The organism is Polaromonas naphthalenivorans CJ2, from assembly GCF_000015505.1.
GTDB lineage: Bacteria > Pseudomonadota > Gammaproteobacteria > Burkholderiales > Burkholderiaceae_C > Polaromonas > Polaromonas naphthalenivorans.
The window spans coordinates 1,050,981-1,073,774 of sequence record NC_008781.1; the positions used below are offsets into that span (position 1 = coordinate 1,050,981).

Genomic DNA, 22,794 nt, shown 5'->3' on the forward strand with positions numbered 1-22,794 from the left:
ACAGGTTCTTTTATGCGACTTCGACACCTCCTTTTCTATGCTACGCTTTTCATAGCTGCTCATGCCCATGCCTTAAGCGCAGACGAGGTAAAAGGCATTATTTTTGGCGAAACCGACACGCGTGTCGAGGCGCTGAACAAGGCGGCGCTCACGGCCGATGAAAAAACCGTCGCCTTCATCCAGGCGCTGTCCGACGACGCCGTCAAGACCAGCGGCGACAAGGTCTTCGTGGTCAAGGACGACAAGGCCTTCGACCCGGTCACCGGCGCCGAGCAGCCCCTGCCGCAAGACGCCGAAGACGTGATCAACCCCAACATGATGCGCAGCGAACTCGACAACGCGCTGGCCGCGCTCAAGCTCCTGTCCAAGGACGAACAGCTGCGCCGCGAAGCCATCAAGACGCTGGGCAGCGACAGCGACGAGGCCCGGCTGCCGCTGATTGAAAAAGCCTGGGCGGCTGAGACCGTGCCCGCGCTGAAGGACCAGCTGGAGATGATGCGCGCCGCCATCCTGCTCGGCAGCAGCGACAGGGCCAAGCGCCTCGAAGCGGCCGGCCTGCTGTCGGCCAGCAAGAATCCCGCGACCAAAACCGTGCTGATCGAGCGCCTGGGCACCGAGCTGGATGCCGATGTGAAGGTCGCGCTGCAGGCGGCGCTGGCCAAGGTCGAGGCCTCGCTCGCCTGGGGCGACAAGCTGGGCGCGATTTTCAGTGGCATCAGCCTGGGCAGCATCCTGCTGTTGGTGGCACTCGGCCTGGCCATCACCTACGGGCTGATGGGCGTCATCAACATGGCGCACGGCGAGCTGATGATGATCGGCGCCTACGCGACTTATGTAGTGCAGGGCCTGTTCCAGAAATACCTGCCCGGCGCGTTTGACTGGTATTTGCTGGCCGCCGTGCCGGTGGCTTTTCTGGCGTCGGCCTTGATGGGCGCGGTGCTGGAGCGCAGCGTGATCCGCTTCCTCTATGGCCGGCCGCTGGAGACGCTGCTCGCCACCTGGGGTATCAGCCTGATGCTGCAGCAACTGGTGCGCTCGATTTTTGGCGCGCAAAACGTCGGCGTTGAAAACCCGGTCTGGATGAGCGGCGGCGTGCAGGTGCTGGGCAACCTGTCGCTGCCCTACAACCGGCTCGTCATCATCGGCTTTGCGATTGCCGTGCTGCTGGGCATGGGCTGGCTGATCGGCAGGACGCGGCTGGGCCTGTTCGTGCGCGGCGTGACGCAAAACCGCCCGATTGCCTCGTGCATGGGCGTGAACACGGCGCGCATCGACACCTATGCGTTCGCGCTCGGTTCGGGCATTGCCGGGCTGGCGGGCTGCGCGCTGAGCCAGGTCGGCAACGTCGGGCCGGACCTGGGGCAGGGCTACATCGTCGATGCCTTCATGGTCGTGGTGCTGGGCGGCGTGGGTCAGCTGGCCGGCACGGTGTACGCCGCCATGGGGCTGGGCATCCTGAACAAATTCCTCGAAGGCTGGACCGGCGCCGTGCTGGCCAAGATCGCCGTGCTGGTGATCATCATCATCTTCATCCAGAAGCGGCCCCAGGGCATCTTCGCGATGAAGGGCCGTTCGGCAGAGGCATAAAAAATGAGCACCCCTTTCCCCACCATCAATGATTCCTTGCTTGCGGAGCAGGGCACCGATCTGGCGCCTAAAGTGCCGGCTCAGGCCCGCCCGCCAGCGCCATCCAGCCCGGGGCGCGTCGAGCTTCCCGGCAAAGGCCCGCTGCTGACCCGCAGCGGCTGGAGCGCCTTTGTCATCGCGCTGATCGTGGTCTGCGCCGTGGCGCCGGTGCTCAATCTCTGGGTGCCCGAGGGCCATGCGCTGCACCTGAGCACTTACGCCGTCGCGCTGCTGGGCAAGATCATGTGCTACGCGATTTGCGCGCTGGCCATGGACTTGATCTGGGGCTACACCGGCATCCTGTCGCTGGGCCACGGCGTGTTTTTTGCGCTTGGCGGCTACACCATGGGCATGTACCTGATGCGCCAGATCGGCGCTGACGGCAACTACAAAAGCAATTTGCCCGACTTCATGGTCTTCCTCGACTGGAAGGAGCTGCCCTGGCACTGGACCTTCAGCGACAGCTTTGTCGCCACCCTGATCCTGATCGTCGCGGTGCCGGGTATCGTGGCCTTTGTGTTCGGCTACTTTGCCTTTCGCTCGCGCATCAAGGGCGTGTACTTTTCGATCATCACGCAGGCCATGACCTTTGCCGCGATGCTGCTGTTTTTCCGCAACGAGACCGGCTTTGGCGGCAACAACGGCTTTACCGACTTCAAGCGCATCCTGGACATCCCGATTGCCACGCCGTCGATGCGCATGACGCTGTTTGTCATGACCGGGCTGACGCTGCTGGGCTTCTTCCTGTTCGCCAAATGGCTGGTCGGCAGCAAGTTCGGCCGCGTGCTGCAGGCGATCCGCGATGCGGAAACGCGCGTCATGTTCTCGGGCTACAGCCCGCTGGGCTACAAGCTGACGATCTGGGTGATCTCGGCCGTCATGTGCGGCGTGGCCGGTGCGCTGTATGTGCCGCAGGTCGGCATCATCAACCCCGGCGAGATGAGTCCGGCCAATTCGATTGAAATCGCCATCTGGGCAGCGGTTGGCGGCCGCGCCAGCCTGATCGGGCCGATAGTCGGCGCCTTCATCGTCAACGGCGCCAAGAGCTGGCTGACGGTTGCTTACCCCGAGTTCTGGCTGTATTTTCTGGGCGCGCTGTTCATTGGCGTCACGCTGTTCTTGCCCAATGGTGTTGTCGGGCTGGTGAAAAAACTGCGCAAGGGAGCTGAACAATGACCCCCGATCTGCTGGAGGAGGGCGCGCGCCGCGTTCAAGAGCACCAGGCGCTGGTGGAGCGTCAAAACAATACCGCCTCGGGCGGGCGCAACGCCAGCACCGGCCGCATCGCCACGCCGGGCGAGGTCGATGTGACGCACGGCCGCATCCTGTACCTGCAGGATGTGAGCGTCAGCTTCGACGGCTTCAAGGCCATCAACAAGCTCAGCCTGGACATTGCGCCGGGCGAGTTGCGCTGCATCATCGGCCCGAACGGCGCGGGCAAGACGACCATGATGGACATCATCACCGGCAAGACCCGGCCCGACGAGGGCACGGTGTTTTTCGGCAGCACGATTGACCTGCTGCGCCACAAGGAGGCCGACATTGCGCAGCTCGGCATTGGCCGCAAGTTCCAGAAACCGACGGTGTTCGAGCAACTCACGGTGTTTGAAAACCTGGAGTTGGCGCTGAAGACCAACAAGGGCGTGAAGGCGTCGATGTTCTTTCGGCTGGACTCATTGCAGAGCGACCGGCTTGCCGAGATTCTGGTGACGATTCATCTGGCCGACAGTGTCAACCGGCTGGCGGGCAACCTGAGCCATGGGCAAAAGCAGTGGCTGGAAATCGGCATGCTTTTGATGCAGGATCCGAAGCTGCTGTTGCTTGACGAGCCGGTGGCGGGCATGACGGATGAGGAAACGGCGCGCACGGCCGAGCTGTTTTTGACGCTCAAGGGCAAGCATTCGCTGATGGTGGTCGAGCATGACATGAGCTTTATCCGCACGATTTCTGAAATCGTCACTGTCTTGTGCGATGGGTCTGTCTTGGCGCAGGGGACGCTGGACCAGGTGCAGGCGGATGAGCGGGTGATTGAGGTGTATCTTGGTCGGTGATGTGCTTTTTTTCTTGTTTGATCTGGGTGCGGGGGTTCTGCTTGGGCCTGCTGGCCGGGAATCGCCCGGCGGCGACTCACTTTTCTTTGCTTCGCCAAAGAAAAGTAAGCAAAAGAAAGGCGACCCGGCTGTCTGGGTCCCTTCGCTTCGCTACGGGCGACCTGCGCTGCCCGAAAAAAACGGGGGTCGGCGCAAACTCGCTTCGCTCAAACAGCGCGCCGCCCTGATCCCGTTTTTTTCGGTCATCACAGGCCCAGACAGAACGGGGCAATCGGGGAATGAAGTCCGAACAGCCAAACAGCCGCAACGCTTGGGGTTCAGCCATGCATGCTACTAATTCAATAGCTGGTTGCGCACGCGCTGCTTGCGCTAGAGCCACTTTTGATGCAAAAACAGGTAATCGCCTCGTCGCAACTTTCCCCGTTTTGCTCCTTCCCCCGCTGGGGGAAGGCAGGGATGGGGGCCTCCCCGAATCCGAACCCGCCACAAGGTCGCCGCCATGCTAAACGTCAAAAACATCAACCAATACTACGGCGGCGGCTCCCACATCCTGCGCGATGTGAGCCTCGAAGCCCACCTCGGCAAGGTCACCGTGCTGCTCGGCCGCAACGGTGTCGGCAAGACCACGCTGCTCAAGTCCCTCATGGGCCTGGTGCCCATCAAGACTGGCAGCATCGAATTCGACGGCCAGCAAATCCAGAAATACACGCCCTACGAGCGCGCCCGCGCCGGCATCGGCTTCGTCCCCCAGGGCCGGGAAATCTTTGCACGCCTCACGGTTGAAGAAAACCTGTGCATGGGACTGGCCTACAAAAGCGCCAGCACGCCGATTCCCGCCGAGCTGTTCGAATTGTTCCCGGTGCTCAAGCAGATGCTGAACCGCCGGGGCGGCGACCTGTCGGGCGGGCAGCAGCAGCAACTCGCCATTGCGCGCGCGCTGGCCGCCAAACCCAAGCTCTTGATCCTCGACGAGCCGACCGAAGGCATTCAGCCCAGCATCATCAAGGACATCGGCCGCGTGATCCGCATGCTGGCCGACCGGGGCGACATGGCGATCTTGCTGGTCGAGCAGTATTACGACTTTGCCGAGGAACTGGCCGATGACTACCTGGTCATGGAACGCGGCGAGTTCATCGCGCGCGGACTGGGCAAGAACATGCCCGCCGATGGCGTGCGGCAGATGGTGGCGATTTAGCGGGCTGCCATCCCCATCGTAAAAAGCAGAATGGGCCGCAATCGGCCCATTTTTCTTTGGCTTTAGCAGGCGCTTTCTTCACGCTTGCTGAAAGCGAATGGCCGCTTTATTGCGGTGTTGCAGGCACCGTGATTTCGCCCTGGCGAAGCACGCCACCGGCGGCGACACTGCCGTCCAGCTTGGCCTGGCTCTCGACACGCGCGCGGCAGGCGGCCTGGTCTTCGCTTTCCTTGAAGACTTCGCAGCGCTTCATGGCGTTGGCCGTGTAGTCGGCGCCGCTGCCCAGCTTGCCGGCGCGCTTTTCCGCATTGGCATTGCGCACCTCTTTCATGCAGGCGTTGCGATCCTGCTGGGTTTTACCGCTCTTGCAGGCGGCCATTTCGCTTTTGGCATTGCCCGTGCTGTCCAGGCCGGTGGTGTCCGGGGTGGCGATTTGAGCGGTCGCCGCCGTCATCGCCAGCAGCGCGGTGAGTCCGAAATAAGTGGCGCCCTTGCCCAAGCGGTTAAGCGGTGAAGTGCGGGTGAAACGGGACTTGATGGATGTGAGCATGGCCGGAACTCCTGATAAAGATTTATACGAAGAGTGTGAAACCTCAAGGCTTTGCAGACTGACAGGAAATGCGGCGCCCAGGCCGCGTGCAATGCCGGATTCCTCTGTAGGACAGCTCTTTCAAGCCTGAAAGCCCAGAAACCCTCAGAAAAGCCCCAAAAAGCCCGTTTTACATCGACCAGATGCGCGGCAGGGCCGCTGGCTGCTGCCAGAAATGACTGCGCCAGGCCTGCCAGACCTGCCTGAGCAGCGTCATCGCCGGCTCGACCAGCGGTGCTAGCACCCTGACGACCACCACCTGGCCGTCGGGGCTGGTGGCGCCCGCCGTGGCGCGCAAGGCATGGGCTTCGATGACCTCTCTGGCCACGTCGAGCGCTTGCTGCCTGCGGTTGCGCTCCAGCTTGCTGCCGGCCACGAAGAAGATCGACGCCATGCAGCGCTGCCCGGCCAGCCCCAGCGGGCTGTCCATCAGCAGCGTGTCGCCAGCGGCAATGCGCGCGCGTTCCAGCCACACGCCCGGCATTTCGATGTGCTGGCAAAAATGGCCGTGCGCAAAGGGCAGGCTGGCGGCGGGCAGGCCGAACGCGGTCACGTCCCAGCCGATCAGCTCGGCGCCGCTTGCCAGTTCCATCGTCAGCCGGTTTTCAGCCAGGCAGCCGCTGTAGCAGATGGCTTCGAGCGGCAGCCATTCCATGCGCGCGCCGGCCTCCAGCGACAGCCGGGTGCGCTGCAGCGCGGGCTCGCCGGTCGAGCGGTAAAAGCGCGTGGCGCCGGGCGTGGTGACCAGGCCATGCGCCCCGGCGCCTGCAGTGAAGGCCAGATCCAGCGTGTCGCCGCCGACCAGCCCGCCGGGCGGATGGACGATGACGTTGTGGCAAATGCCGTCGCCTTCGGGGTACAGGCTTTGCAAAATCCGCAGCGGCCCGCTGTGGCGAAAGTGGGCGACGGTTTTTTCAGCCTGCCGCGTGTAGTCGAGTGCGAGGGTTGCGTTCCAGGTCATGGGGGGGCCGGCGAAGGAGGTTTATTTGCTATTAAAAATATAGCTGCCTGCGCCCGTCCAGCATGCGCAAACGGCCTATTTCTTATAAATTCAGGTCTGCGGCGGCCAAAAATTGCCTTGATGGCCGCCGCGCCTCTGGACTTTCAGGCTGGCATCAGCTTTTCCCGCGCTTCCCTGATGCGCAGCGCCAGGTGGTCCAGCGCCTCCTGCACCTGATCGACCAGGACCAGGCACAGGTCGCCGGGCTGCAGGCGCGCCAGCGCCGTGTCGATGGCCACGAACTCGCCGCGTATCTCGTCAATCCGCTGCGTGCGGCTGGCGCCTTTCAGGCCTTCGCGCAGCAGCGCCATCACTTCGCCATCGGCCCGGCCGCGCTGGGCAGCGTCCTGGTACAGGATCACGTCGTCGAACGCGGCACCCAGAATCACCGTCTGGTTGGTGATGTCGCTGTCGCGCCGGTCGCCCGCGCCGCTGATGACCACGCTGCGGCGCTGCGCTGGCATGGCATTGACGGCGGCGACCAGCGCCAGCATGGCGTCGGGGTTGTGGCCGTAGTCGGCAATCACGGTGGCGCCGCCATAGTCCATCACGTTGAAGCGGCCGGGTGCGTTGTGCGTGTCGCAGGCGAAGCTGGCCAGGCCGCTCTTGATGGTGTCCCAGCTGACGTTGACGGCCCAGGCCGCCGCCACGGCCGCCATCACGTTTTCGACCTGAAAGCCGATGCTTCCCGCCCGCGTGACCGGAATGCCCGACAGCGCGATGCGCTCGACGCGCGAGCCTTCGGCGGCCACCAGCATTGGCCCATCGACAAACACCGTGCGCTTGCCCTGCGCGCGGTGCGTGGCCATCAGCGGGTGATGGCGGTCGGCGCCGAAAAAGATCACCTTGCCGGGGCAGGCCTGGGCCATCTCGGTGACGATGGCGTCGGCCGCATTGAGCACCGCGTAACCCGTGGGCGCGACGTTCTGCACGATCACGCGTTTGAGCACCGCCAGGTCTTCGACCGTGGTGATGTAGTTCAGCCCGAGGTGGTCGCCGCTGCCGATGTTGGTCACCACGGCGACTTCGCAGCGGTCAAAGCCCAGGCCTTCGCGCAGCACGCCGCCGCGCGCGACCTCGAACACCGCCGCGTCCACGTCCGGGTGCATCAGCACGTTGCGCGCGCTTTTCGGGCCGCTGCAGTCGCCGCTGTCGGTCTGCCGGCCGTTGATATAGACGCCGTCGGTATTCGTCATGCCGGTGCGCAGGCCGTGCGCGGCCAGCAGGTGGGCGATCAGCCGGGTGGTGGTGGTCTTGCCGTTGGTGCCGGTGACGGCAATCACGGGAATGCGGCCGTTTTCACCGGCAGGGAAAAGCTCGTCAATCATGGCGACGCCGACGGCGCGGCCCTTGCCGTAGGAAGGCGACAGGTGCATGCGCAGGCCGGGCGCGGCATTGACCTCGACCACGCCGCCGTTTTGCGCCTCCAGCGGGCGCAGCATGCTTTCGCACACCACATCGACGCCGCAAATGTCCAGGCCGATCATCTGCGCGGCCGCCACGGCGCGGGCGGCGATGGCCGGATGCACTTCGTCGGTCACGTCGGTGGCGGTGCCGCCGGTGCTCAGGTTGGCGTTGTTGCGCAAAATGACGCGCTTGCCCTTGGCCGGAACCGACGCGGGGCTCAAGCCCTGGGCATCGAGCCGGGCGACAGCGATGTCGTCAAACCGTATCTTGGTCAGCGACGTGGCATGGCCTTCGCCGCGCCGGGGGTCCTGGTTGACGATCTCGACCAGCTCGCGCACCGTGTGCACGCCGTCGCCGACGACCTGCGGCGGCTCGCGCCGGGAAGCGGCGACCAGCTTGGCTCCGACCACCAGCAGGCGAAAGTCGCAGCCCGGCAGAAACCGTTCAACCATGACTTCGCCATGTTCGGCGGCCGCGCGCCAGGCGCTGTCAAGCTGCTCGCGCGTCATGATGTTGACGGTCACGCCCTTGCCCTGGTTGCCGTCCTGCGGCTTGACCACGACCGGCAGGCCGACCTCCAGCGCCGCTGCCCAGGCGTCGTCCGGGTCGCTGGCCGGACGGCCCAGCGGCACCGGAACGCCGGCGGCGCGCAGCAACTTCTTGGTCAGGTCCTTGTCCTGCGCAATCGATTCGGCCACGGCGCTGGTGCTGTCGAGTTCGGCCGCCTGGATGCGGCGCTGGCGCGAGCCCCAGCCAAACTGCACCATGCTGCCCTTGGTCAGGCGCCGGTAGGGAATGCCGCGCGCCACGGCGGCATCGACAATCGCGCCGGTACTCGGACCCATGCGCTCGTCTTCATCGAGGTCGCGCAGGCGGGCAATGGCGGCCTGCAGCTCAAAAGGCGCGTCCTGCAGGGCTGCATGCACCAGCGCCTGCGCCAGCTCAAACGCCAGGCGGCCCACCGCTTCTTCGCTGTACTCGACCACGACCTGGTAGGTGCCCGGCTCCAGCGTGGCCGAGGTGCGGCTGAAGGTGACCGGACAGCCAGCTGCGGCCTGCAGCTCCAGCGCGGCTGCTTCCAGCACATGCGCCAGCGACACCGGACCGGCGGGGCCGGTCTCGCGCAGGACGCCGATGCCTGGAAACAAGGCCCGCAGGCGCGGCTCGAACCCGGCCAGGTTGTCCACCGAGCATTCGGCGGGGCTGCAGGCGACGATGGCTTCAAGGGCCGTGCGGCGGCTCCAGAGATTGGGGCCGCGCAGGGCCCGGATACGTGAAACTTCCATCAGTCTGCCCTCCCGGCAGGTTGTGGGTTGGAGTCAAAGGCTTCGATGCCCGCGCCAATCAGGTTGAGCGGAATATCGAGCGCCCAGGCGGTGCCGATGGCGGCCAGCAGCGAGCTTTCGGTGATGCCGCTGCGCGCATGCCGCTTGCACCAGGCCGTGAGCTTGCCCAGGCCGGGCAAAAAGGATTCTGTCGTTCCGGTGGCCAGCACCACCTGGTTTTGCCGCACATACACGGCCCGGCCGTTGTCTGTGCGGTGCGTTGCAATGGCCGCCGCGCCGGGGTCCAGGCTGTAGAAAATCACTTCACCGTCGCACAAGGGTTTCATGTCGGCCACGCCGGCATGCGCGGCATTGAGCACCGCCGCGCCGCCGGGCAGCACCACATCGACCTGAGAGCGCATGACCTTGAACATCTGCGCGTCGTCCATGATGTCGAATTCGGCCAGCGCCGAAGCGCCGCCCAGGTCGGTGACCACGCCGACCTGGCAGCGGTCATAGGCCAGCCCGGTGCGCAAAATCGTGTCGGCGCCGTTTTCAAACACGGCGGCCTGCACCGCGCGGTTGATCAGCAGTCGCTGGCCGGCTTCCCAGCCCGTGCTGTCGGTGTTTTCGACGCGGCGCTGGTCCAGGAACAGGCCATCCTGGCAGGCCAGGCCGGTGTAGCGGCCCGACAGGTGCAGCAGCCAGGCCACCAGCCGCGCAATGTGCTGCGTGCCGCTTGATCCGGCAATGCCGACGATGGGGATGCGGCCGTCACTGCCCTGGCTGCGGTGGTCGGGCGTTTCGGCGTTGCGCGCGAACAGGTGGTCGCAGATGGCGCGGCCCACCGGGCGCGGCGCGCCCTGCGCGGGCTTTAAGTGCATCAGCAGGCCGGGGCCGGCGTTGACCTCGACAATCGCGCCGCCCTGCGCATGCAGCGGGCGCGAGATATCCTGCGCCACCAGATCAATGCCGGCAATGTCCAGACCGACCACGCGCGCGGCCAGCGAGACGATGTAATCGACCTCGGGATGCACCTCGTCGGTGCAGTCGATGGACACGTTGCCGTTGCGCTGGATCAGCACCTCGCGGCCGGCCGCCGGAACGGCTTCGGGCGTCAAGCCCTGGCGCTGCAGGTCGAGCACGATGGCGCCGTCGGTGGCGGTGTCGATGCGGCTGAGCGGAAAGTCTTCCCCGGTGCCGCGCCGGGGGTCGGTGTTGAGCTGTTCGTCGATCAGCTGGTTGACCGTTAATTGGCCGTCGCCGGTGATCATCGCGACTTCTCCGCGCGCGGCGGCCACCACGCGCCCGCCGACGACCAGCAGGCGGTGCTCATGGCCGCGCACATGGCGCTCGACCATGACTTCGCTGCCTTCGGGCTCGGCCACGGCAAAAGCCGCCAGCACCTCTTCGCGCGTGTTCAGGTCCAGCGACACGCCCCGGCCGTGGTTGGCGTCCGATGGCTTGACGACCACCGGCAGGCCGATGTCCTGCGCCGCTTCCCAGGCTTCTTCGGCGCTGGCCACGATCTCGCCTTCGGGCACCGGCACGCCGCAGCTGGCCAGCAGGCTTTTGGTCAGGTCCTTGTCGTGGGCAATGCTTTCGCCAATCGCGCTGGTCAGGTCGGTCTCGGCGGTCCAGATGCGCCGCTGGCTGGCGCCGTAGCCGAGCTGCACCAGGTTGCCGTCGTTCAGCCGGATGTGCGGAATGCCCCGGTCGGTCGCGGCGGCGACGATGGCCGCCGTGCTGGGGCCGAGGTAGCAGTCGTCGATCTGGTCGCGGATGGCCTGCACGGCCGCCTGGACATCGGCCGGTCCGTAGGGCAGGTGGTTGATGGCGGCCATCAGCAGCCGGTGGCCTTCGGCCAGCGCGGTGCGGGCGACCTGCTCGTCTCGCGCACGGAACACCATGCGGTACACGCCGTGCTTCGACGTACTGCGGGTCTGGCCAAAGCCGGTCGGCATGTCGGACAGGTTGAGCAGCTCGATCACCACATGCTCCAGCACATGGCCGGTCCAGGTGCCTTCGTTCAGGCGCTGCAGAAAGCCGCCGCGTTCGCCCACGCCGCAGTGGTGTTCAAGCAACGCCGGCAGCAGGGCCAGCAGCCGGTCATTGAAGCCGGGCAGCAGGTTGCTCGGGAAATCTTCCAGCGCGCCCAAGTCAAGCCAGACTTCCAGTACCGCGCGGTAGGTCCAGATGTTGGGGCCGCGCAAATAATTGATGCGCAGCAGTTTGATATCGTCCAGTTTGCTCATGGGTGGCAAATTTTGTTGGGGTCAACCGGCCGGGCCGGTGCGACGTTTTGATTCCGGAACGGCGACATGCCGGTCAGGGGGCGAATAAAGGCAGAGGCTGCCGGGCTGTCAGGTGTTGGTTGCCAGGATCGGCTTGGCGCATTGTGCCGCTTTGCGAATCCTTGAGAATCAATGGCCGGCTGGCTTAAAAAGCAGGAATCGGTCAACATGCGCTCAAGCGAGGTGGCTTCGGCGAAAATCGGTTTTTTAGATGCATCCCGCACGATACCAAAACCTTCCGGGAGCCCGGCCTGCAGACTGCGGCAAGTCATGCTCACGGCAGGGAAAAGAAGTCAAAACAACATGCAACATCAGCACCTTCAGGACAAATCCAGTCCTGGCGACCCCGCACTCGCAGGGCTTCGCTCACAACTGGCAACCGAAGAGAACGTCTTGTGTACGCTGCCGGTTGACCTGGACCCGCAACTTCGCTTTGCGCCCGGCCTGCTGGCCCTGACAAATCGCCGCCTGCTGGCCCAAAATGCCGATGGTGCCTGGTCAGACTGGCTTCTCGGCGCCGCCGGCCAGCCCGCCCAGCAGCTCGAACTGCGCCATTTCGACCATGCCGGCGTCGGAACCCTGGAACTGCATGATAGCCACGGCGAGTCGTCCCGCCGCCTGGCCAGCTGGCGTTTTACCCTGGGCGCGAATGTGCAGGCGCTGCGCCTGGTGCGGCTGTTCGGGCAGCAGGCGCAAGGCCGGGCCGGCGCCGAGGCGCCCCTGTGCCCGGAATGCGAGGCGCCGCTGCCGCCCGATAGCGACGAATGCCCGGCCTGCACCCGCGAAGTCCACACGCCGCCCTCGACCTGGGTGCTGCTGCGGCTGTGGCGCTTTGCCCGGCCCTACCGCTGGCAGTTGCTGTCGGGCTTTTTGCTGACGCTGGCCTCGACCGCCGCGACCCTGGTGCCGCCCTACCTGACGATTCCGCTGATGGACGACATCCTGATCCCGTTCCAGAACGGCCAGCAAATCGAGCCCGGCAAGGTCGGGCTGATTCTGGGCGCGCTGCTGGGCGCGGCGCTGCTGGGCTGGGCGCTGAACTGGGCGCGCACCTACCTGCTGGCGCTGGTGTCCGAGCGCATCGGCGCCGATTTGCGAACCGCCACCTTCGACCATCTGCTGGAGCTGTCGCTGGACTATTTTGGCGCCAAGCGCACGGGCGACCTGATGTCGCGCATCGGCTCCGAGACCGACCGCATCTGCGTGTTTTTGTCGCTGCACGCGCTCGATTTCGCCACCGACGTGCTGATGATCGGAATGACCGCCGTGATCCTGTTTTCGATCAACCCGTATCTGGCGCTGGCGACGCTCGTGCCGCTGCCCTTCATCGGCTGGATGATCCACGTGGTGCGCGACAAGCTGCGCACCGGCTTCGAGAAAATCGACCGCGTCTGGTCGGACGTGACGAACGTGCTGGCCGACACCATCCCCGGCATCCGCGTGGTCAAGGCGTTCGCGCAGGAAAAACGCGAGGCGCAGCGCTTTCGCGTCGTCAACCAGCACAACCTGGCGGTCAATGACAAGCTCAACAAGGTCTGGTCGCTGTTCACGCCCACGGTGTCGCTGCTGACCGAAATCGGCCTGCTGGTGGTCTGGGCGTTCGGCATCTGGCTGATGTCGAAGCAGCAGATCACGGTCGGCGTGCTGACCGCCTTCATCGCCTACATCGGCCGGTTTTACGGCCGGCTCGATTCGATGAGCCGGATTGTCTCGGTCACGCAAAAGGCGGCGGCTGGCGCCAAGCGGATTTTCGACATCCTCGACCATGTCTCCAACGTCCCCGAACCCGCGCAGCCGGTGAAGATCGAAGCCCTGCAGGGCCGCATCGAGATGAAGGGCCTGGGCTTTCGCTACGGCAACCGCTCGGTGATTCGCGGGCTCGATTTGCAGATTCAGCCCGGCGAGATGATCGGCCTGGTCGGCCACAGCGGATCGGGCAAAAGCACGCTGGTCAACCTGCTGTGCCGCTTCTATGACGTGAGCGACGGCAGCATCCAGGTCGATGGCACCGACATCCGGCGCTTTGCCGTGGCCGACTACCGGCGCCACATCGGCCTGGTGCTGCAGGAGCCTTTTCTGTTCTTCGGCACGATTGCCGAGAACATCGCCTACGGCAAGCCCGGCGCCACGCGCGCCGAGATCGTCGCCGCCGCGCGCGCCGCCCATGCGCATGAATTCATCCTGCGCCTGCCGCAGGCCTACGACTCGCTGGTCGGCGAGCGCGGCCAGGGGCTGTCGGGCGGCGAGCGCCAGCGCATCTCGATTGCGCGCGCCTTGCTGATCGACCCGCGCATTTTGATTCTGGACGAGGCCACCTCGTCGGTCGATACCGAGACCGAAAAGGAAATCCAGAAGGCGCTGGACAACCTGGTGCAGGGCCGCACGACGATTGCGATTGCGCACCGGTTATCAACGTTGCGCAAGGCCGACCGGCTGGTGGTGATGGACCGGGGGCAGGTCGTGGAAGTCGGCCCGCACGAGGAGCTGATGGCCAGGCAGGGCCACTACTGGCGGCTGTACGAGGCCCAACTGCGGCAGGTGGACAGCGAAAGCGATGACACGGAAACGGCAGAAACGGCAGAAAGCCTGGTCGCCGTGGCGACTTCGCACCTGGAACACACCGCCCAGCATGCGCCGCAGCAGGCCGGCAATTCGTGACCCCGCGACCCAAGGACAGAGCATGACGAATTTCACTTTCACCCCTGAATTCCAGCTCAAGCGCCAGGCTTCGGGCCGCCTGCGTTTCACCGACGCCCACGGCGAACAGCACGACGGCGTCATGCCGGTGCGGGCCTTTCCGCTGGCCGCGCCCGAAGAGGGCATTTCGCTCGTCAGCCTGGAGGGCCATGAACTGGCCTGGATCGAACAGCTGTCGGCCCTGCCGCCTGACGTTCGGCTCTTGCTGCAGGAGGAACTGGCGCTGCGCGACTTCGTTCCCGAAATCCGGCGGCTGGTCAGCGTGTCGTCCTTCGGCACGCCCAGCCTGTGGACGGTGGAAACCGACCGGGGCAACACAGCCTTCGTGCTCAAGGGCGAGGAAGACATCCGCCGCCTCAAGGGCAGCGCGCTCCTGATCGCCAGCAGCGAGGGCGTGCAGTACCGCATTGCCGACATGACGGCGCTGGACCGGCCCTCGCGCCGGCTGCTGGAGCGGTTTTTATGATGAAATATGGCTTTAGCGCATGCTGGAAAGGCGTAAGAAGCTATTGAATTAATAGCAATGAAGTCCGCCATAACCGTCGTTACGCAGCCGTCCGGTGGCTGAATGAACATGTCTGTTTCCAGGTTGCCTTGGGCCATCATTGGCGCGTTCATTCTGTTTCAGGCAGCCGGCTATTTATTCGATGGCCTGAATTATTCGCAAATATCGCAGCAATCATCGCCTGATGGAAGAAAAACGATCTTTGAATTTCGCTCATTTCAGGATGGCAAAGAGCACGCGCCCTATGGAACCACGCTCTCGCTGTCTTTCAACAAGTCCATTCGCAACCCGGATTCCGGCTATGTTTTCTTTGCGGGTTACTGCGCTCAGCCCATAGCCTATTCCTGGCAAGGTAACGAAAAAATCGTCGTCAACTGCCAGCCCTCCACGGAAAACAGGATTCCTCGTACACAAGCCATCGTCATGTACGGAATCGCCGTTGAACTGAAAACCGAATGAGGCCCGCTTCATCAGCGATACGGCTGGCACCGGCGATGTAGAGCGTGAAGTACTGTTGCGCAACACCTGGGCAGGCAAGCAAGAGGCTACAAAATCAATAGCAGCCTGCGCAGGCTGCTATTGCGCAAGAGGCTCAAAACATGCTCAAACCCGCAACCTGAGCACTCAGGTCCGGGTGAAAGAGACGGGTTCGGGTGCGGCCCCCATCCCGGCCTTCCCCCAGCGGGGGAAGGAGCAAGTCAGAAGCCGGCAACGCAAGGGCGAGTTATCAGCGCTCCGTGCCCGCGTTGGCCACGGCCAGCGCCGTCATGTTCAGCACCCGGCGCACCGTGGCCGAGGGCGTCAGGATATGCACCGTGGCCGCTGCGCCCAGCAAAATCGGCCCCACGGTCACGCCTTCGCCGCCGGTGACTTTCAGCACGTTGAACAGGATGTTCGCCGCGTCCAGGTTCGGGCAGATCAGGATGTTGGCTTCGCCCGTGAGCGTGGTGTCCATCAGCGAGTTGCGGCGGATGGTCTCGGACAGGGCCGAGTCGCCGTGCATTTCGCCGTCGCATTCGATGTCTGGCGCCATCTGCGCGAACAGCTCGCGCGCCCGGCGCATCTTGAGTGCCGATGCGCGTTTGGACGAGCCGTAGTTGGAATGCGACAAAAAGGCCACCTTGGGCGGCAGGCCGAAGCGGCGCACTTCGGCGGCCGCCATCAGCGCGATGCTGGCGAGCTGCTCGGCGCTCGGGTCTTCGTTGACGAAGGTGTCGGCGATGAACAGCGTGTGCTTGGGCAGCATCAGCGCATTCACCGTGGCGAAGCCGGGCGCGCCTTCCTTCAGGCCGATGATGTCGCGCACATGGTCCAGGTGCACGTCGAAGCGTCCGTGCAGCCCGCACAGCATCGCGTCGGCGTCGCCCAGCTTGACCATCAGCGCGGCAATCGTCGTGGTCGAGCGGCGCACGGCGGCCTTGGCCGCTTCGGGGCTCACGCCTTCGCGGCCGAGCAGGCGGTGGTAGGTTTCCCAGTACTGGCGAAAGCGCGAATCGTCCTCGGGGTTGACGCATTCCACGTCATTGCCCAGGCGCATGCGCAGGCCGGCCTTGAGGATGCGGGCCTCGATCACCGCCGGGCGGCCGATCAGGATGGGGGTGGCAATGCCGTCGTCAAGCACCAGTTGCGCGGCGCGCAGCACGCGCTCGTCTTCGCCTTCGGCATAGGCCACGCGCTTGGCCGTCGATGCGCGGGCGGCGCCGAACACCGGGCGCATCAGCATGCCGGTTGAATAGACAAAGCGGCTCAGGCTCTGGCGGTAGGCTTCCATGTCCTCGATGGGGCGGCTCGCCACGCCGGACGCAGCGGCGGCCTTGGCCACGGCCGGGGCGATGCGCAGAATCAGCCGCGAGTCGAACGGCGTCGGGATCAGGTAGTCGGGGCCGAAGGACAGTTCCTGGCCGGCGTAGGCTCTAGCGACTTCCTCGCTGATGTCGGCCTTGGCCAGGTTGGCGATTTCGCGCACGCAGGCGAGCTTCATTTCCTCGGTGATCTTGGTCGCGCCGCAGTCGAGCGCGCCGCGGAAGATGTAGGGGAAACAGAGGACGTTGTTGACCTGGTTCGGGTAGTCCGAGCGGCCGGTGGCGATGATGCAGTCGGGCCGCACGGCCTTAGCCAGCTCGGGCCGGATTTCGGGCTCGGGGTTGGCCAGCGCCAGAATGATCGGGCTGTCGGCCATGGTGATGACCATGTCCTGGCTCAAGACGCCGGGCGCCGAGCAGCCGAGGAACACGTCGGCGCCGTTGACCGCGTCGGCCAGCGTGCGTTCATTGCCGTTTTGCGCGTACCTGGCCTTGGATTCGTCGAAGCCGCCGGGCCGGCCTTCGTAGATCACGCCCTTGGAGTCGCAGACGAAGATGTTCTGGCGCCGCACGCCCAGGCCGACCATCACGTCCAGGCAGGCGAGGGCGGCGGCACCCGCGCCCGAGACGGCGACGCGAACGTCCTCGATGTTCTTGCCGACCAGCTCCAGCCCGTTGAGCAGCGCAGCCGACGAGATGATGGCGGTGCCGTGCTGGTCATCGTGGAACACCGGGATGTTCATGCGCTCACGCAGCTTTTTCTCGATGTAGAAGCACTCGGGCGCCTTGATGTCTTCCAGGTTGACGCCGCCCAGCGTCGGCTCCATGGCTGCAATGATCTCGACCAGCTTGTCGGGGTCGTTCTCGGCCAGCTCGATGTCGAACACGTCGATGCCGGCGAACTTCTTGAACAGGCAGCCCTTGCCTTCCATCACCGGCTTGGAGGCCAGCGGGCCGATGTTGCCCAGGCCCAGCACGGCGGTGCCGTTGGTGATCACGCCGACCAGGTTGCCGCGCGAGGTGAAGTCGTGGGCCAGCGACGGGTCGGCCTGGATGTCCAGGCACGGGTAGGCCACGCCCGGCGAATAGGCCAGCGACAGGTCGCGCTGGTTGGACAGGGGCTTGGTGGCATTGACCGAAATCTTGCCGCGCGTGGGCAGGCGGTGGTAGTCGCGCGCGGCTTCGCGCAGGGCCACTTCGGCCGGGGAAAGGGATTTGTCCATGTCGTCTCCAGACTGGTTGTTGATTGCGTAGGGCTAAAGGTAAAGGTTACTGCAGATGCAGTGGTTTTTATGCCCGGCGATTGCCGGTTTTTCAGTTTAAACCGGCTCGGGGACACGCTGGTTCAGGCGGTTGTCCCGTCGCGGCAGAGGGGCTGCAAGCCGTGCCGTCCTGTCATGGCGCAGTCATGCGTCAACATGACAATCGCTGATTCGCCACTTTTTTGCTCCACCATGAACGACCATTCAAAGCGCGCCCTGAGCCGCCGCCAGGCCCTGGCGCTGTTTGCAGGCGCTGGCGCCAGCCTGGCGATGCCGGCCGCGATGGCGCAAGGGCCGTCCACGAATCCAGCCGCTTATTCCGCTTACCCGGAGCGGGCCGTCAGGATCGTCGTGCCTTTCGCCCCCGGAGCGGGGACCGATGCGATGGCGCGGCTGGTGGCGCAAAAGCTCGGCGAGGTCATGAACGCGACGTTTGTCGTGGACAACCGCGCAGGCGCCTCTGGAGCCATTGGCACGCAATACGTGGCGCAGGCGCCGGCCGACGGCTATACCCTGCTGCTGGCGGCATCGCCCTTCACCACCGTGGCGGCATCGGTGCCCGGCGCCCACTACGATCCGCTGCGCCAGTTCACGCCGGTCGGCATGATTGCCACCGGGCCGCTGGTCTGGGCGGCCAACACCTCGCTGCCGGTCAACAGCATGAAGGAGCTGATCACGCTGGCCCGGCAAAAACCCGGCGTGCTCAATTACGGCTCGGCCGGCGCCGGCGGCGTGAACCACCTGGTGCTGGAGCTGCTGAAGGCGCGCACCGGCACCTTCATCACGCACATCCCTTACCGGGGCGTGGCGCCCGCGACCATGGACATGATCGGCGGGCAGATCCAGCTGGTCACCGGCACCATTCCGGCCTTGCTGCCATTCATCAGGAGTGGCAGCATCAAGCCGCTGGCGGTGACCAGCGCCAAACGCTCCAGCGCCCTGCCTGACGTGCCCAGCATGCTTGAAGCCGGCCTGGCGGGGATTGATGTGGTGAACTACTTTGCCCTGATGGCGCCCGCCGGCACGCCCGCGGCCATCGTCAACCGCCTGAATGCGGCCATCAACAAGGTCGTGGCCCTGCCCGAGGTGCTGGCCCGCTTCAAGGCGGACGCCGTGGAAGCTGCACCGGGCTCGCCCGCGCTGCTCGGCCACTTCATCGAGGCCGATTACCGCGCCTGGCGCAACGTCGTGAAAACCCAGAACCTGAAGATTGAATAGCCTTCGGCTCAATCCTGCCCTTCCGTCAGCGTGTCGAGCTGGAATTTGCCGCTTTTGTGCCACAGCCAGGTGTCGGTGTACACCACCTTGCCCAGGCGCGTGGGCGCGGGAAACGGCGACGCCTGCCGGATGGTCCGCTCGATCTCGGCCATCACTTCAGGCGCGTGGCGCGGCGCGCGCAGCCAGTCCAGGCGGGTGACGCGGCCATTGCGGTCGATGTCCACATTCAGCACGCCGACAGCGTAGAGCTGGGGCGGCATTCTTCCCTTGTAGATGCGGTCGGCATTCAGGCCATACAGATGCGTCGCACCGTCCTGCCGGTAAGCGCGCGGCGAAGCGGCCGATGAACTGCGCGCCGAGCCCTTGCCAACGGCGACAGGCCCTGTGATGCCGGTGGCGTCGGGCGCTGGAGGCGCTGAAAAAGGAAAGGGGACTGTCTTGCAGGCGCTGATCACCGCCGCTGCGGCGGCGGACAAGATTCTCAGCAGCCAGAAGCGGCGGGGCTGGGTGTCAGGCATGGCGTGTCTCCCGTGGTTGATCGCGTTGGGGCCGATGGACGGCATGGGGCAAGGCACGCCCAAGGCCCGGTGTGGCATGTGTCATGCTGCGGTTGGCGATGGCTTGGTTCTCTTTTGCCAGCATCGATTATTTTGCTCACTATTGCGCCATTCACGCCATTTATTGTGTATGCAAATGCCCATGATTTTTACCAGCGCCAGCCGCTTCACTTCGCATTTTCTTGGCCGGCTGGCGCGCCAGCCGGCCGTGCTGGTGCAGGTCACATCGACCCAGGGATCGGTGCCGCGCGAGGCCGGAGTCTGGATGGCTGTTTTTGACGATGCCGTGGTGGGCACGATTGGCGGCGGCCATCTTGAATACCAGGCGATTGCCAGGGCACGCGCCATGCTGGGCGCCAGGCCGGCAGCGCAGCAGGCCGCGCAGCCGGCAAGCGACGGGCGTTTTGCGCTCGGCCCGGCGCTCGGCCAGTGCTGCGGCGGCGTGATGCACCTGCGCTTCGAACTCGTCGTCGCAGGCGATAGTCCGTCGCTGGCCGTGCGGCTGGGCGGCGATCTGGCGCCGGTGGCGCTTTTCGGCGGCGGCCATGTGGGCCATGCGCTGGTGCAGGTGCTCGCGCCCCTGCCGTTTTGCACCACCTGGATCGACAGCCGCGAGCAAGTGTTTCCGGCCAGCGTGCCCGAGCGCGTGGTGTGCGAGCATTCCGAGCCGGTCCAGGGGGCCGTTGCCGGCCTGGCGCCGCAATCGCGCGTGCTCATCATGAGCTTCAGCCATGCCGAAGACCTGGAGGTGGTTGCGGCCTGCCTCAGGCGCCAGCGCGAACAAGCCGATTTGCCGTATGTCGGTCTGATTGGCAGCAAGACCAAATGGGCTACGTTCCAGCGCCGCCTGGAGGCGCGCGGCTTCAGTCCTGCCGAACTGGCGCACGTCACCTGTCCCATCGGCATTGCGGGCATCAGCGGCAAGGAGCCCGAGGTGATTGCCGTGGCGGTGGCCGCCCAGCTGTTGCAAACCCTCGGCCCGTCTTGAGCGCGTGCCGCGATATCCGTCCGCGCCTGTTGTCCCATCATGGAAACAGTAACATTTGTAGGTAAAAGTACGCATGGATTCAGCCGCTATTCATGGCCCAATTTTCCAGTTGCTGAACGCGTGGTTTTGGGTGTGTTGACTCTCAAGGGATGGCAGCTTCCCCGGGGGGCATGAACGCCTGGGAAACGGTTGATGGCGATCATTTTTTAAAACAACAGAGACCGATTTAATGAAAAAAGCTTTTTCCTCCCTGATGCGCACCCTGGCCGTTGGCGGCGTCATGGCTGCCGCGCTGTCGGCGGGCGCTGCCCCGATTGTCGTGGGGCAGGTTGCACCCTTGAGCGGTATGGAGGCGCGTCAGGGGCGAGCTTATTCAATCGGTATCCGGCTGGCCCTGAACAAGGCCAACACGGCGGGCGGGGTGAATGGCAACACCTTCAGCCTGGTGAGCAAGGACGATGGCGGCCGGTCTGACGACACCCTGGCGGCCACCCGGCTGCTGCTGAGCGAGAGCCGCCCCCTGGTGCTGGCGGGTTATTTTGGCGACCGCAGCATGGCTGATCTGGCCGGCTCGGGCCTGCTTGGAAAAGAGAAAATCGCCCTGGTTGGTTACCGCGTCAATGAGATTCGGGAAGAGGCGCCGCTGATCTACAGCGTTCGCGCCACCTTGCGTGACGAAATCAACAAGATCGTCGAGCATCTGGCCACCGTGGGCATCACGCGCCTGGGACTGTTTTACCCGGATGGACCCGGTGCGGCACCGCTGATTGCGGCCATGGAAGACGTGGCGAAGAAGAAGAATGTCAAACTTCTGGTCAAGGGGTCTTATAAACCGGACTCGGCCAAGGTGGCCGGTGCGGTCATCGATGCGTTTATCGCGGCCGCGCCGCAGGCGATCATCATTGCATCCAGTGGCTCGGCGGCAGCGGACTTTATTGAAAAATACCGGATGAATGGAGGCGCGGCCCAATTGTTTGCCCATTCCGGCGCAGACATCGAGCACATCTCCCAGCGCCTGGGCGAAGAGCACATGAAAGGCATGGCGATTGCACAGGTCACGCCGAATCCGTACAAGATTTCAGGGCTTCTGAGCAAGGAATTCATCGACACGGCGGCCAAAACACCGGACTTGGGCATGCCTGTGAGCTACGCCATGATGGAAGGCTATATTGCCGGGTCCGTGATCGTGGAGGCGGCGCGGCGCATGGGACCCAAGGTGTCGCGCGAGGGCTTCGTGTCGGCGCTTGAGAGCATCGACAACCTGGACATGGGCGGCTACAAGCTGGGCTTCAAGCCGGGCATGCGCTCAGGCTCGAAGTTTGTCGAACTGACCATCGTCACTGCCACGGGGCGCATCCGGCAATAAAAGCGGCCATGGCCTTACCAGGCGCTTGCCAGGCCCTCGGCCCGTATGGAAGGCTGGTCAAAATGGCTGGCCAGAAAGTCCACAAAAGCCCTGACGCGCACTGAGGTTTGGTGCCGCTGCGGGTAAACCGCATGGATATCGGCCGGTGGCAGGCGGTAGTTTTCCAGCACCTGCAGCAGCCGGCCGCTGCGCAGGTATTTGGCAATGTCCCATTCGGCGCGCATCAGGATGCCGTGCCCGTCCAGCGCCCAGTTCACCGCAATTTCGCCGTCGTTGGTGCTCAGGTTGCCGCGCACCTTGACGGTTTCCGTGCGCTTGCCCTGGGAAAGGCGCCAGGTGCCGTAGGCTTCGCCGCCCTGGCGGATGCCGATGCAGTTGTGATGGGCCAGGTCGTTGGGCACCCTGGGCGTGCCGTGGCTGGCCAGGTAGGCCGGCGTGGCGCACAGCAGCCGCCGGTTGGGCGCCAGGTAGCGGGCCAGAACCCGCGTATCAGGCAGCTCGCCAAAGCGCACGCAAACATCGAAAGCGTCCTCGGCCAGCGGCGGTGGGTCCACCGACAGCTGCAGCTGGACCTGCACCTGCGCATGGAGCTTGATGAATTCCGAGATCAGCGGTGCGATGTGGCTGCGCCCGAAGCCCAGCGTGGCATTGACGCGCAGCAGGCCCTTGGGCGCTGACGCCGCGCCCGAGACCATCTGCTCCATGTCGTCGATGTCAGCCAGGATGCGGCGCGCATGCGCCAGGTAAGTCTCGCCTTCGGGCGTGAGGCTGATGCGGCGCGTGGTCCGGTTCAGCAACTGCACGCGCAGGCGGGCTTCCATCTGGCTCAGGCGCTTGCTGACGGCTGGCGTGGTGATGCCCAGTTCGCGCGCCGTGGCCGAAAAACTGCCGAGCCTGGCCAGCATGCTGAAGAAAGCCATCTCGGACGGGGCTGAAGAAGGGGTGGACATTGTTAATTCAAAGCAAACAATG

18 protein-coding genes are annotated in these 22,794 nt (G+C 64.7%); 10 read left to right on the top strand and 8 right to left on the bottom strand.

The window, feature by feature from the left end; all coding sequences use genetic code 11:
- Nucleotides 1-12: 12 nt before the first annotated feature.
- The 4 genes from urtB (at nucleotide 13) to urtE (ending at nucleotide 4,872) form a co-directional block, all read left to right on the top strand.
- Nucleotides 13-1,587 (top strand): urea ABC transporter permease subunit UrtB, encoded by a 1,575-nt coding sequence (urtB, locus tag PNAP_RS04975; RefSeq protein ID WP_011800409.1) that lies wholly within the window; start codon nucleotides 13-15, stop codon nucleotides 1,585-1,587.
- A gap of 3 nt (nucleotides 1,588-1,590) precedes the next feature.
- Nucleotides 1,591-2,802 (top strand): urea ABC transporter permease subunit UrtC, encoded by a 1,212-nt coding sequence (urtC, locus tag PNAP_RS04980; protein ID WP_011800410.1) that lies wholly within the window; start codon nucleotides 1,591-1,593, stop codon nucleotides 2,800-2,802.
- A complete protein-coding gene (gene urtD, locus PNAP_RS04985) occupies nucleotides 2,799-3,677 on the top strand; it encodes an urea ABC transporter ATP-binding protein UrtD (protein ID WP_011800411.1) in 879 nt (292 codons plus the stop codon). Before urtC ends, urtD begins: the two co-directional genes overlap by 4 nt.
- Before the next feature lie 499 nt (nucleotides 3,678-4,176).
- Nucleotides 4,177-4,872, top strand: coding sequence for an urea ABC transporter ATP-binding subunit UrtE (urtE, locus tag PNAP_RS04990; RefSeq protein WP_011800413.1), 696 nt, complete (start codon nucleotides 4,177-4,179; stop codon nucleotides 4,870-4,872).
- 106 nt (nucleotides 4,873-4,978) lie between these two features.
- Here the strand turns inward: urtE and PNAP_RS04995 are convergent, their stop codons facing one another.
- The 5 genes from PNAP_RS04995 to PNAP_RS26820 form a co-directional block, all read right to left on the bottom strand.
- Nucleotides 4,979-5,422 (bottom strand): hypothetical protein, encoded by a 444-nt coding sequence (locus tag PNAP_RS04995; RefSeq protein WP_011800414.1) that lies wholly within the window; start codon nucleotides 5,420-5,422, stop codon nucleotides 4,979-4,981.
- A 169-nt stretch (nucleotides 5,423-5,591) separates the two neighbouring features.
- Nucleotides 5,592-6,422: an urease accessory protein UreD gene (locus PNAP_RS05000; protein ID WP_011800415.1), complete on the bottom strand. Its 831-nt coding sequence runs from the start codon at nucleotides 6,420-6,422 to the stop codon at nucleotides 5,592-5,594.
- A gap of 143 nt (nucleotides 6,423-6,565) precedes the next feature.
- Nucleotides 6,566-9,154, bottom strand: a complete 2,589-nt coding sequence (gene cphA / locus PNAP_RS05005) for a cyanophycin synthetase (protein ID WP_011800416.1) — start codon at nucleotides 9,152-9,154, stop codon at nucleotides 6,566-6,568.
- Nucleotides 9,154-11,388 carry a cyanophycin synthetase gene (locus tag PNAP_RS05010; RefSeq protein ID WP_011800417.1) on the bottom strand — a complete coding sequence of 745 codons (2,235 nt, stop codon included), beginning with the start codon at nucleotides 11,386-11,388 and terminating at the stop codon, nucleotides 9,154-9,156. Before PNAP_RS05010 ends, cphA begins: the two co-directional genes overlap by 1 nt.
- Nucleotides 11,385-11,705, bottom strand: coding sequence for a hypothetical protein (locus tag PNAP_RS26820; RefSeq protein WP_157040214.1), 321 nt, complete (start codon nucleotides 11,703-11,705; stop codon nucleotides 11,385-11,387). Before PNAP_RS26820 ends, PNAP_RS05010 begins: the two co-directional genes overlap by 4 nt.
- A 25-nt stretch (nucleotides 11,706-11,730) precedes the next feature.
- Here PNAP_RS26820 and PNAP_RS05015 point away from each other — a divergent pair, with 25 nt between their 5' ends.
- The 3 genes from PNAP_RS05015 (at nucleotide 11,731) to PNAP_RS05025 (ending at nucleotide 15,088) form a co-directional block, all read left to right on the top strand.
- Nucleotides 11,731-14,085, top strand: coding sequence for a cyanophycin metabolism-associated ABC transporter (locus PNAP_RS05015; RefSeq protein ID WP_011800418.1), 2,355 nt, complete (start codon nucleotides 11,731-11,733; stop codon nucleotides 14,083-14,085).
- 22 nt (nucleotides 14,086-14,107) lie between these two features.
- The gene (locus tag PNAP_RS05020) at nucleotides 14,108-14,590 is read left to right on the top strand and encodes a cyanophycin metabolism-associated DUF1854 family protein (protein WP_011800419.1); all 483 of its coding nucleotides are present in this window, start codon (nucleotides 14,108-14,110) and stop codon (nucleotides 14,588-14,590) included.
- Between the two features lie 102 nt (nucleotides 14,591-14,692).
- The gene (locus PNAP_RS05025) at nucleotides 14,693-15,088 is read left to right on the top strand and encodes a hypothetical protein (RefSeq protein WP_011800420.1); all 396 of its coding nucleotides are present in this window, start codon (nucleotides 14,693-14,695) and stop codon (nucleotides 15,086-15,088) included.
- A 268-nt stretch (nucleotides 15,089-15,356) separates the two neighbouring features.
- Here PNAP_RS05025 and PNAP_RS05030 read toward each other — a convergent pair whose 3' ends face one another.
- On the bottom strand, nucleotides 15,357-17,654 hold the full coding sequence (locus PNAP_RS05030) for an NADP-dependent malic enzyme (RefSeq protein WP_011800421.1): 2,298 nt from the start codon (nucleotides 17,652-17,654) through the stop codon (nucleotides 15,357-15,359).
- Nucleotides 17,655-17,885: 231 nt separating this feature from the next.
- Here PNAP_RS05030 and PNAP_RS05035 point away from each other — a divergent pair, with 231 nt between their 5' ends.
- Nucleotides 17,886-18,911: a tripartite tricarboxylate transporter substrate binding protein gene (locus tag PNAP_RS05035; RefSeq protein WP_041376535.1), complete on the top strand. Its 1,026-nt coding sequence runs from the start codon at nucleotides 17,886-17,888 to the stop codon at nucleotides 18,909-18,911.
- A gap of 8 nt (nucleotides 18,912-18,919) precedes the next feature.
- Here the strand turns inward: PNAP_RS05035 and PNAP_RS05040 are convergent, their stop codons facing one another.
- Nucleotides 18,920-19,429: a hypothetical protein gene (locus tag PNAP_RS05040; RefSeq protein WP_011800423.1), complete on the bottom strand. Its 510-nt coding sequence runs from the start codon at nucleotides 19,427-19,429 to the stop codon at nucleotides 18,920-18,922.
- 181 nt (nucleotides 19,430-19,610) lie between these two features.
- Between PNAP_RS05040 and xdhC the strand changes: the two genes are divergently transcribed.
- Entirely contained in the window at nucleotides 19,611-20,456 is an 846-nt protein-coding gene (gene xdhC, locus PNAP_RS05045; protein ID WP_049763742.1) for a xanthine dehydrogenase accessory protein XdhC, read from the top strand.
- A gap of 229 nt (nucleotides 20,457-20,685) precedes the next feature.
- Nucleotides 20,686-21,822: an ABC transporter substrate-binding protein gene (locus PNAP_RS05050; protein WP_232290754.1), complete on the top strand. Its 1,137-nt coding sequence runs from the start codon at nucleotides 20,686-20,688 to the stop codon at nucleotides 21,820-21,822.
- Between the two features lie 14 nt (nucleotides 21,823-21,836).
- Here PNAP_RS05050 and PNAP_RS05055 read toward each other — a convergent pair whose 3' ends face one another.
- A complete protein-coding gene (locus PNAP_RS05055; protein WP_011800426.1) occupies nucleotides 21,837-22,772 on the bottom strand; it encodes a LysR family transcriptional regulator in 936 nt (311 codons plus the stop codon).
- Between the last annotated feature and the right edge of the window lie 22 nt (nucleotides 22,773-22,794).

What these genes read in the sequence shown, in the direction of transcription:
- urtC (WP_011800410.1), top strand. Translation starts at nt 1,591, where the DNA reads ATGAGCACCCCTTTCCCCACCATCAATGATTCCTTGCTTGCGGAGCAG.
- PNAP_RS05000 (WP_011800415.1), bottom strand. Translation starts at nt 6,422, where the DNA reads ATGACCTGGAACGCAACCCTCGCACTCGACTACACGCGGCAGGCTGAA.
- PNAP_RS05035 (WP_041376535.1), top strand. Translation starts at nt 17,886, where the DNA reads ATGAACGACCATTCAAAGCGCGCCCTGAGCCGCCGCCAGGCCCTGGCG.
- PNAP_RS05025 (WP_011800420.1), top strand. Translation starts at nt 14,693, where the DNA reads ATGAACATGTCTGTTTCCAGGTTGCCTTGGGCCATCATTGGCGCGTTC.
- PNAP_RS05015 (WP_011800418.1), top strand. Translation starts at nt 11,731, where the DNA reads ATGCAACATCAGCACCTTCAGGACAAATCCAGTCCTGGCGACCCCGCA.
- PNAP_RS05050 (WP_232290754.1), top strand. Translation starts at nt 20,686, where the DNA reads ATGAAAAAAGCTTTTTCCTCCCTGATGCGCACCCTGGCCGTTGGCGGC.
- urtE (WP_011800413.1), top strand. Translation starts at nt 4,177, where the DNA reads ATGCTAAACGTCAAAAACATCAACCAATACTACGGCGGCGGCTCCCAC.
- urtB (WP_011800409.1), top strand. Translation starts at nt 13, where the DNA reads ATGCGACTTCGACACCTCCTTTTCTATGCTACGCTTTTCATAGCTGCT.
- urtD (WP_011800411.1), top strand. Translation starts at nt 2,799, where the DNA reads ATGACCCCCGATCTGCTGGAGGAGGGCGCGCGCCGCGTTCAAGAGCAC.
- PNAP_RS05020 (WP_011800419.1), top strand. Translation starts at nt 14,108, where the DNA reads ATGACGAATTTCACTTTCACCCCTGAATTCCAGCTCAAGCGCCAGGCT.
- cphA (WP_011800416.1), bottom strand. Translation starts at nt 9,154, where the DNA reads ATGGAAGTTTCACGTATCCGGGCCCTGCGCGGCCCCAATCTCTGGAGC.
- PNAP_RS05010 (WP_011800417.1), bottom strand. Translation starts at nt 11,388, where the DNA reads ATGAGCAAACTGGACGATATCAAACTGCTGCGCATCAATTATTTGCGC.
- PNAP_RS05055 (WP_011800426.1), bottom strand. Translation starts at nt 22,772, where the DNA reads ATGTCCACCCCTTCTTCAGCCCCGTCCGAGATGGCTTTCTTCAGCATG.
- PNAP_RS04995 (WP_011800414.1), bottom strand. Translation starts at nt 5,422, where the DNA reads ATGCTCACATCCATCAAGTCCCGTTTCACCCGCACTTCACCGCTTAAC.
- PNAP_RS05030 (WP_011800421.1), bottom strand. Translation starts at nt 17,654, where the DNA reads ATGGACAAATCCCTTTCCCCGGCCGAAGTGGCCCTGCGCGAAGCCGCG.
- xdhC (WP_049763742.1), top strand. Translation starts at nt 19,611, where the DNA reads ATGATTTTTACCAGCGCCAGCCGCTTCACTTCGCATTTTCTTGGCCGG.
- PNAP_RS05040 (WP_011800423.1), bottom strand. Translation starts at nt 19,429, where the DNA reads ATGCCTGACACCCAGCCCCGCCGCTTCTGGCTGCTGAGAATCTTGTCC.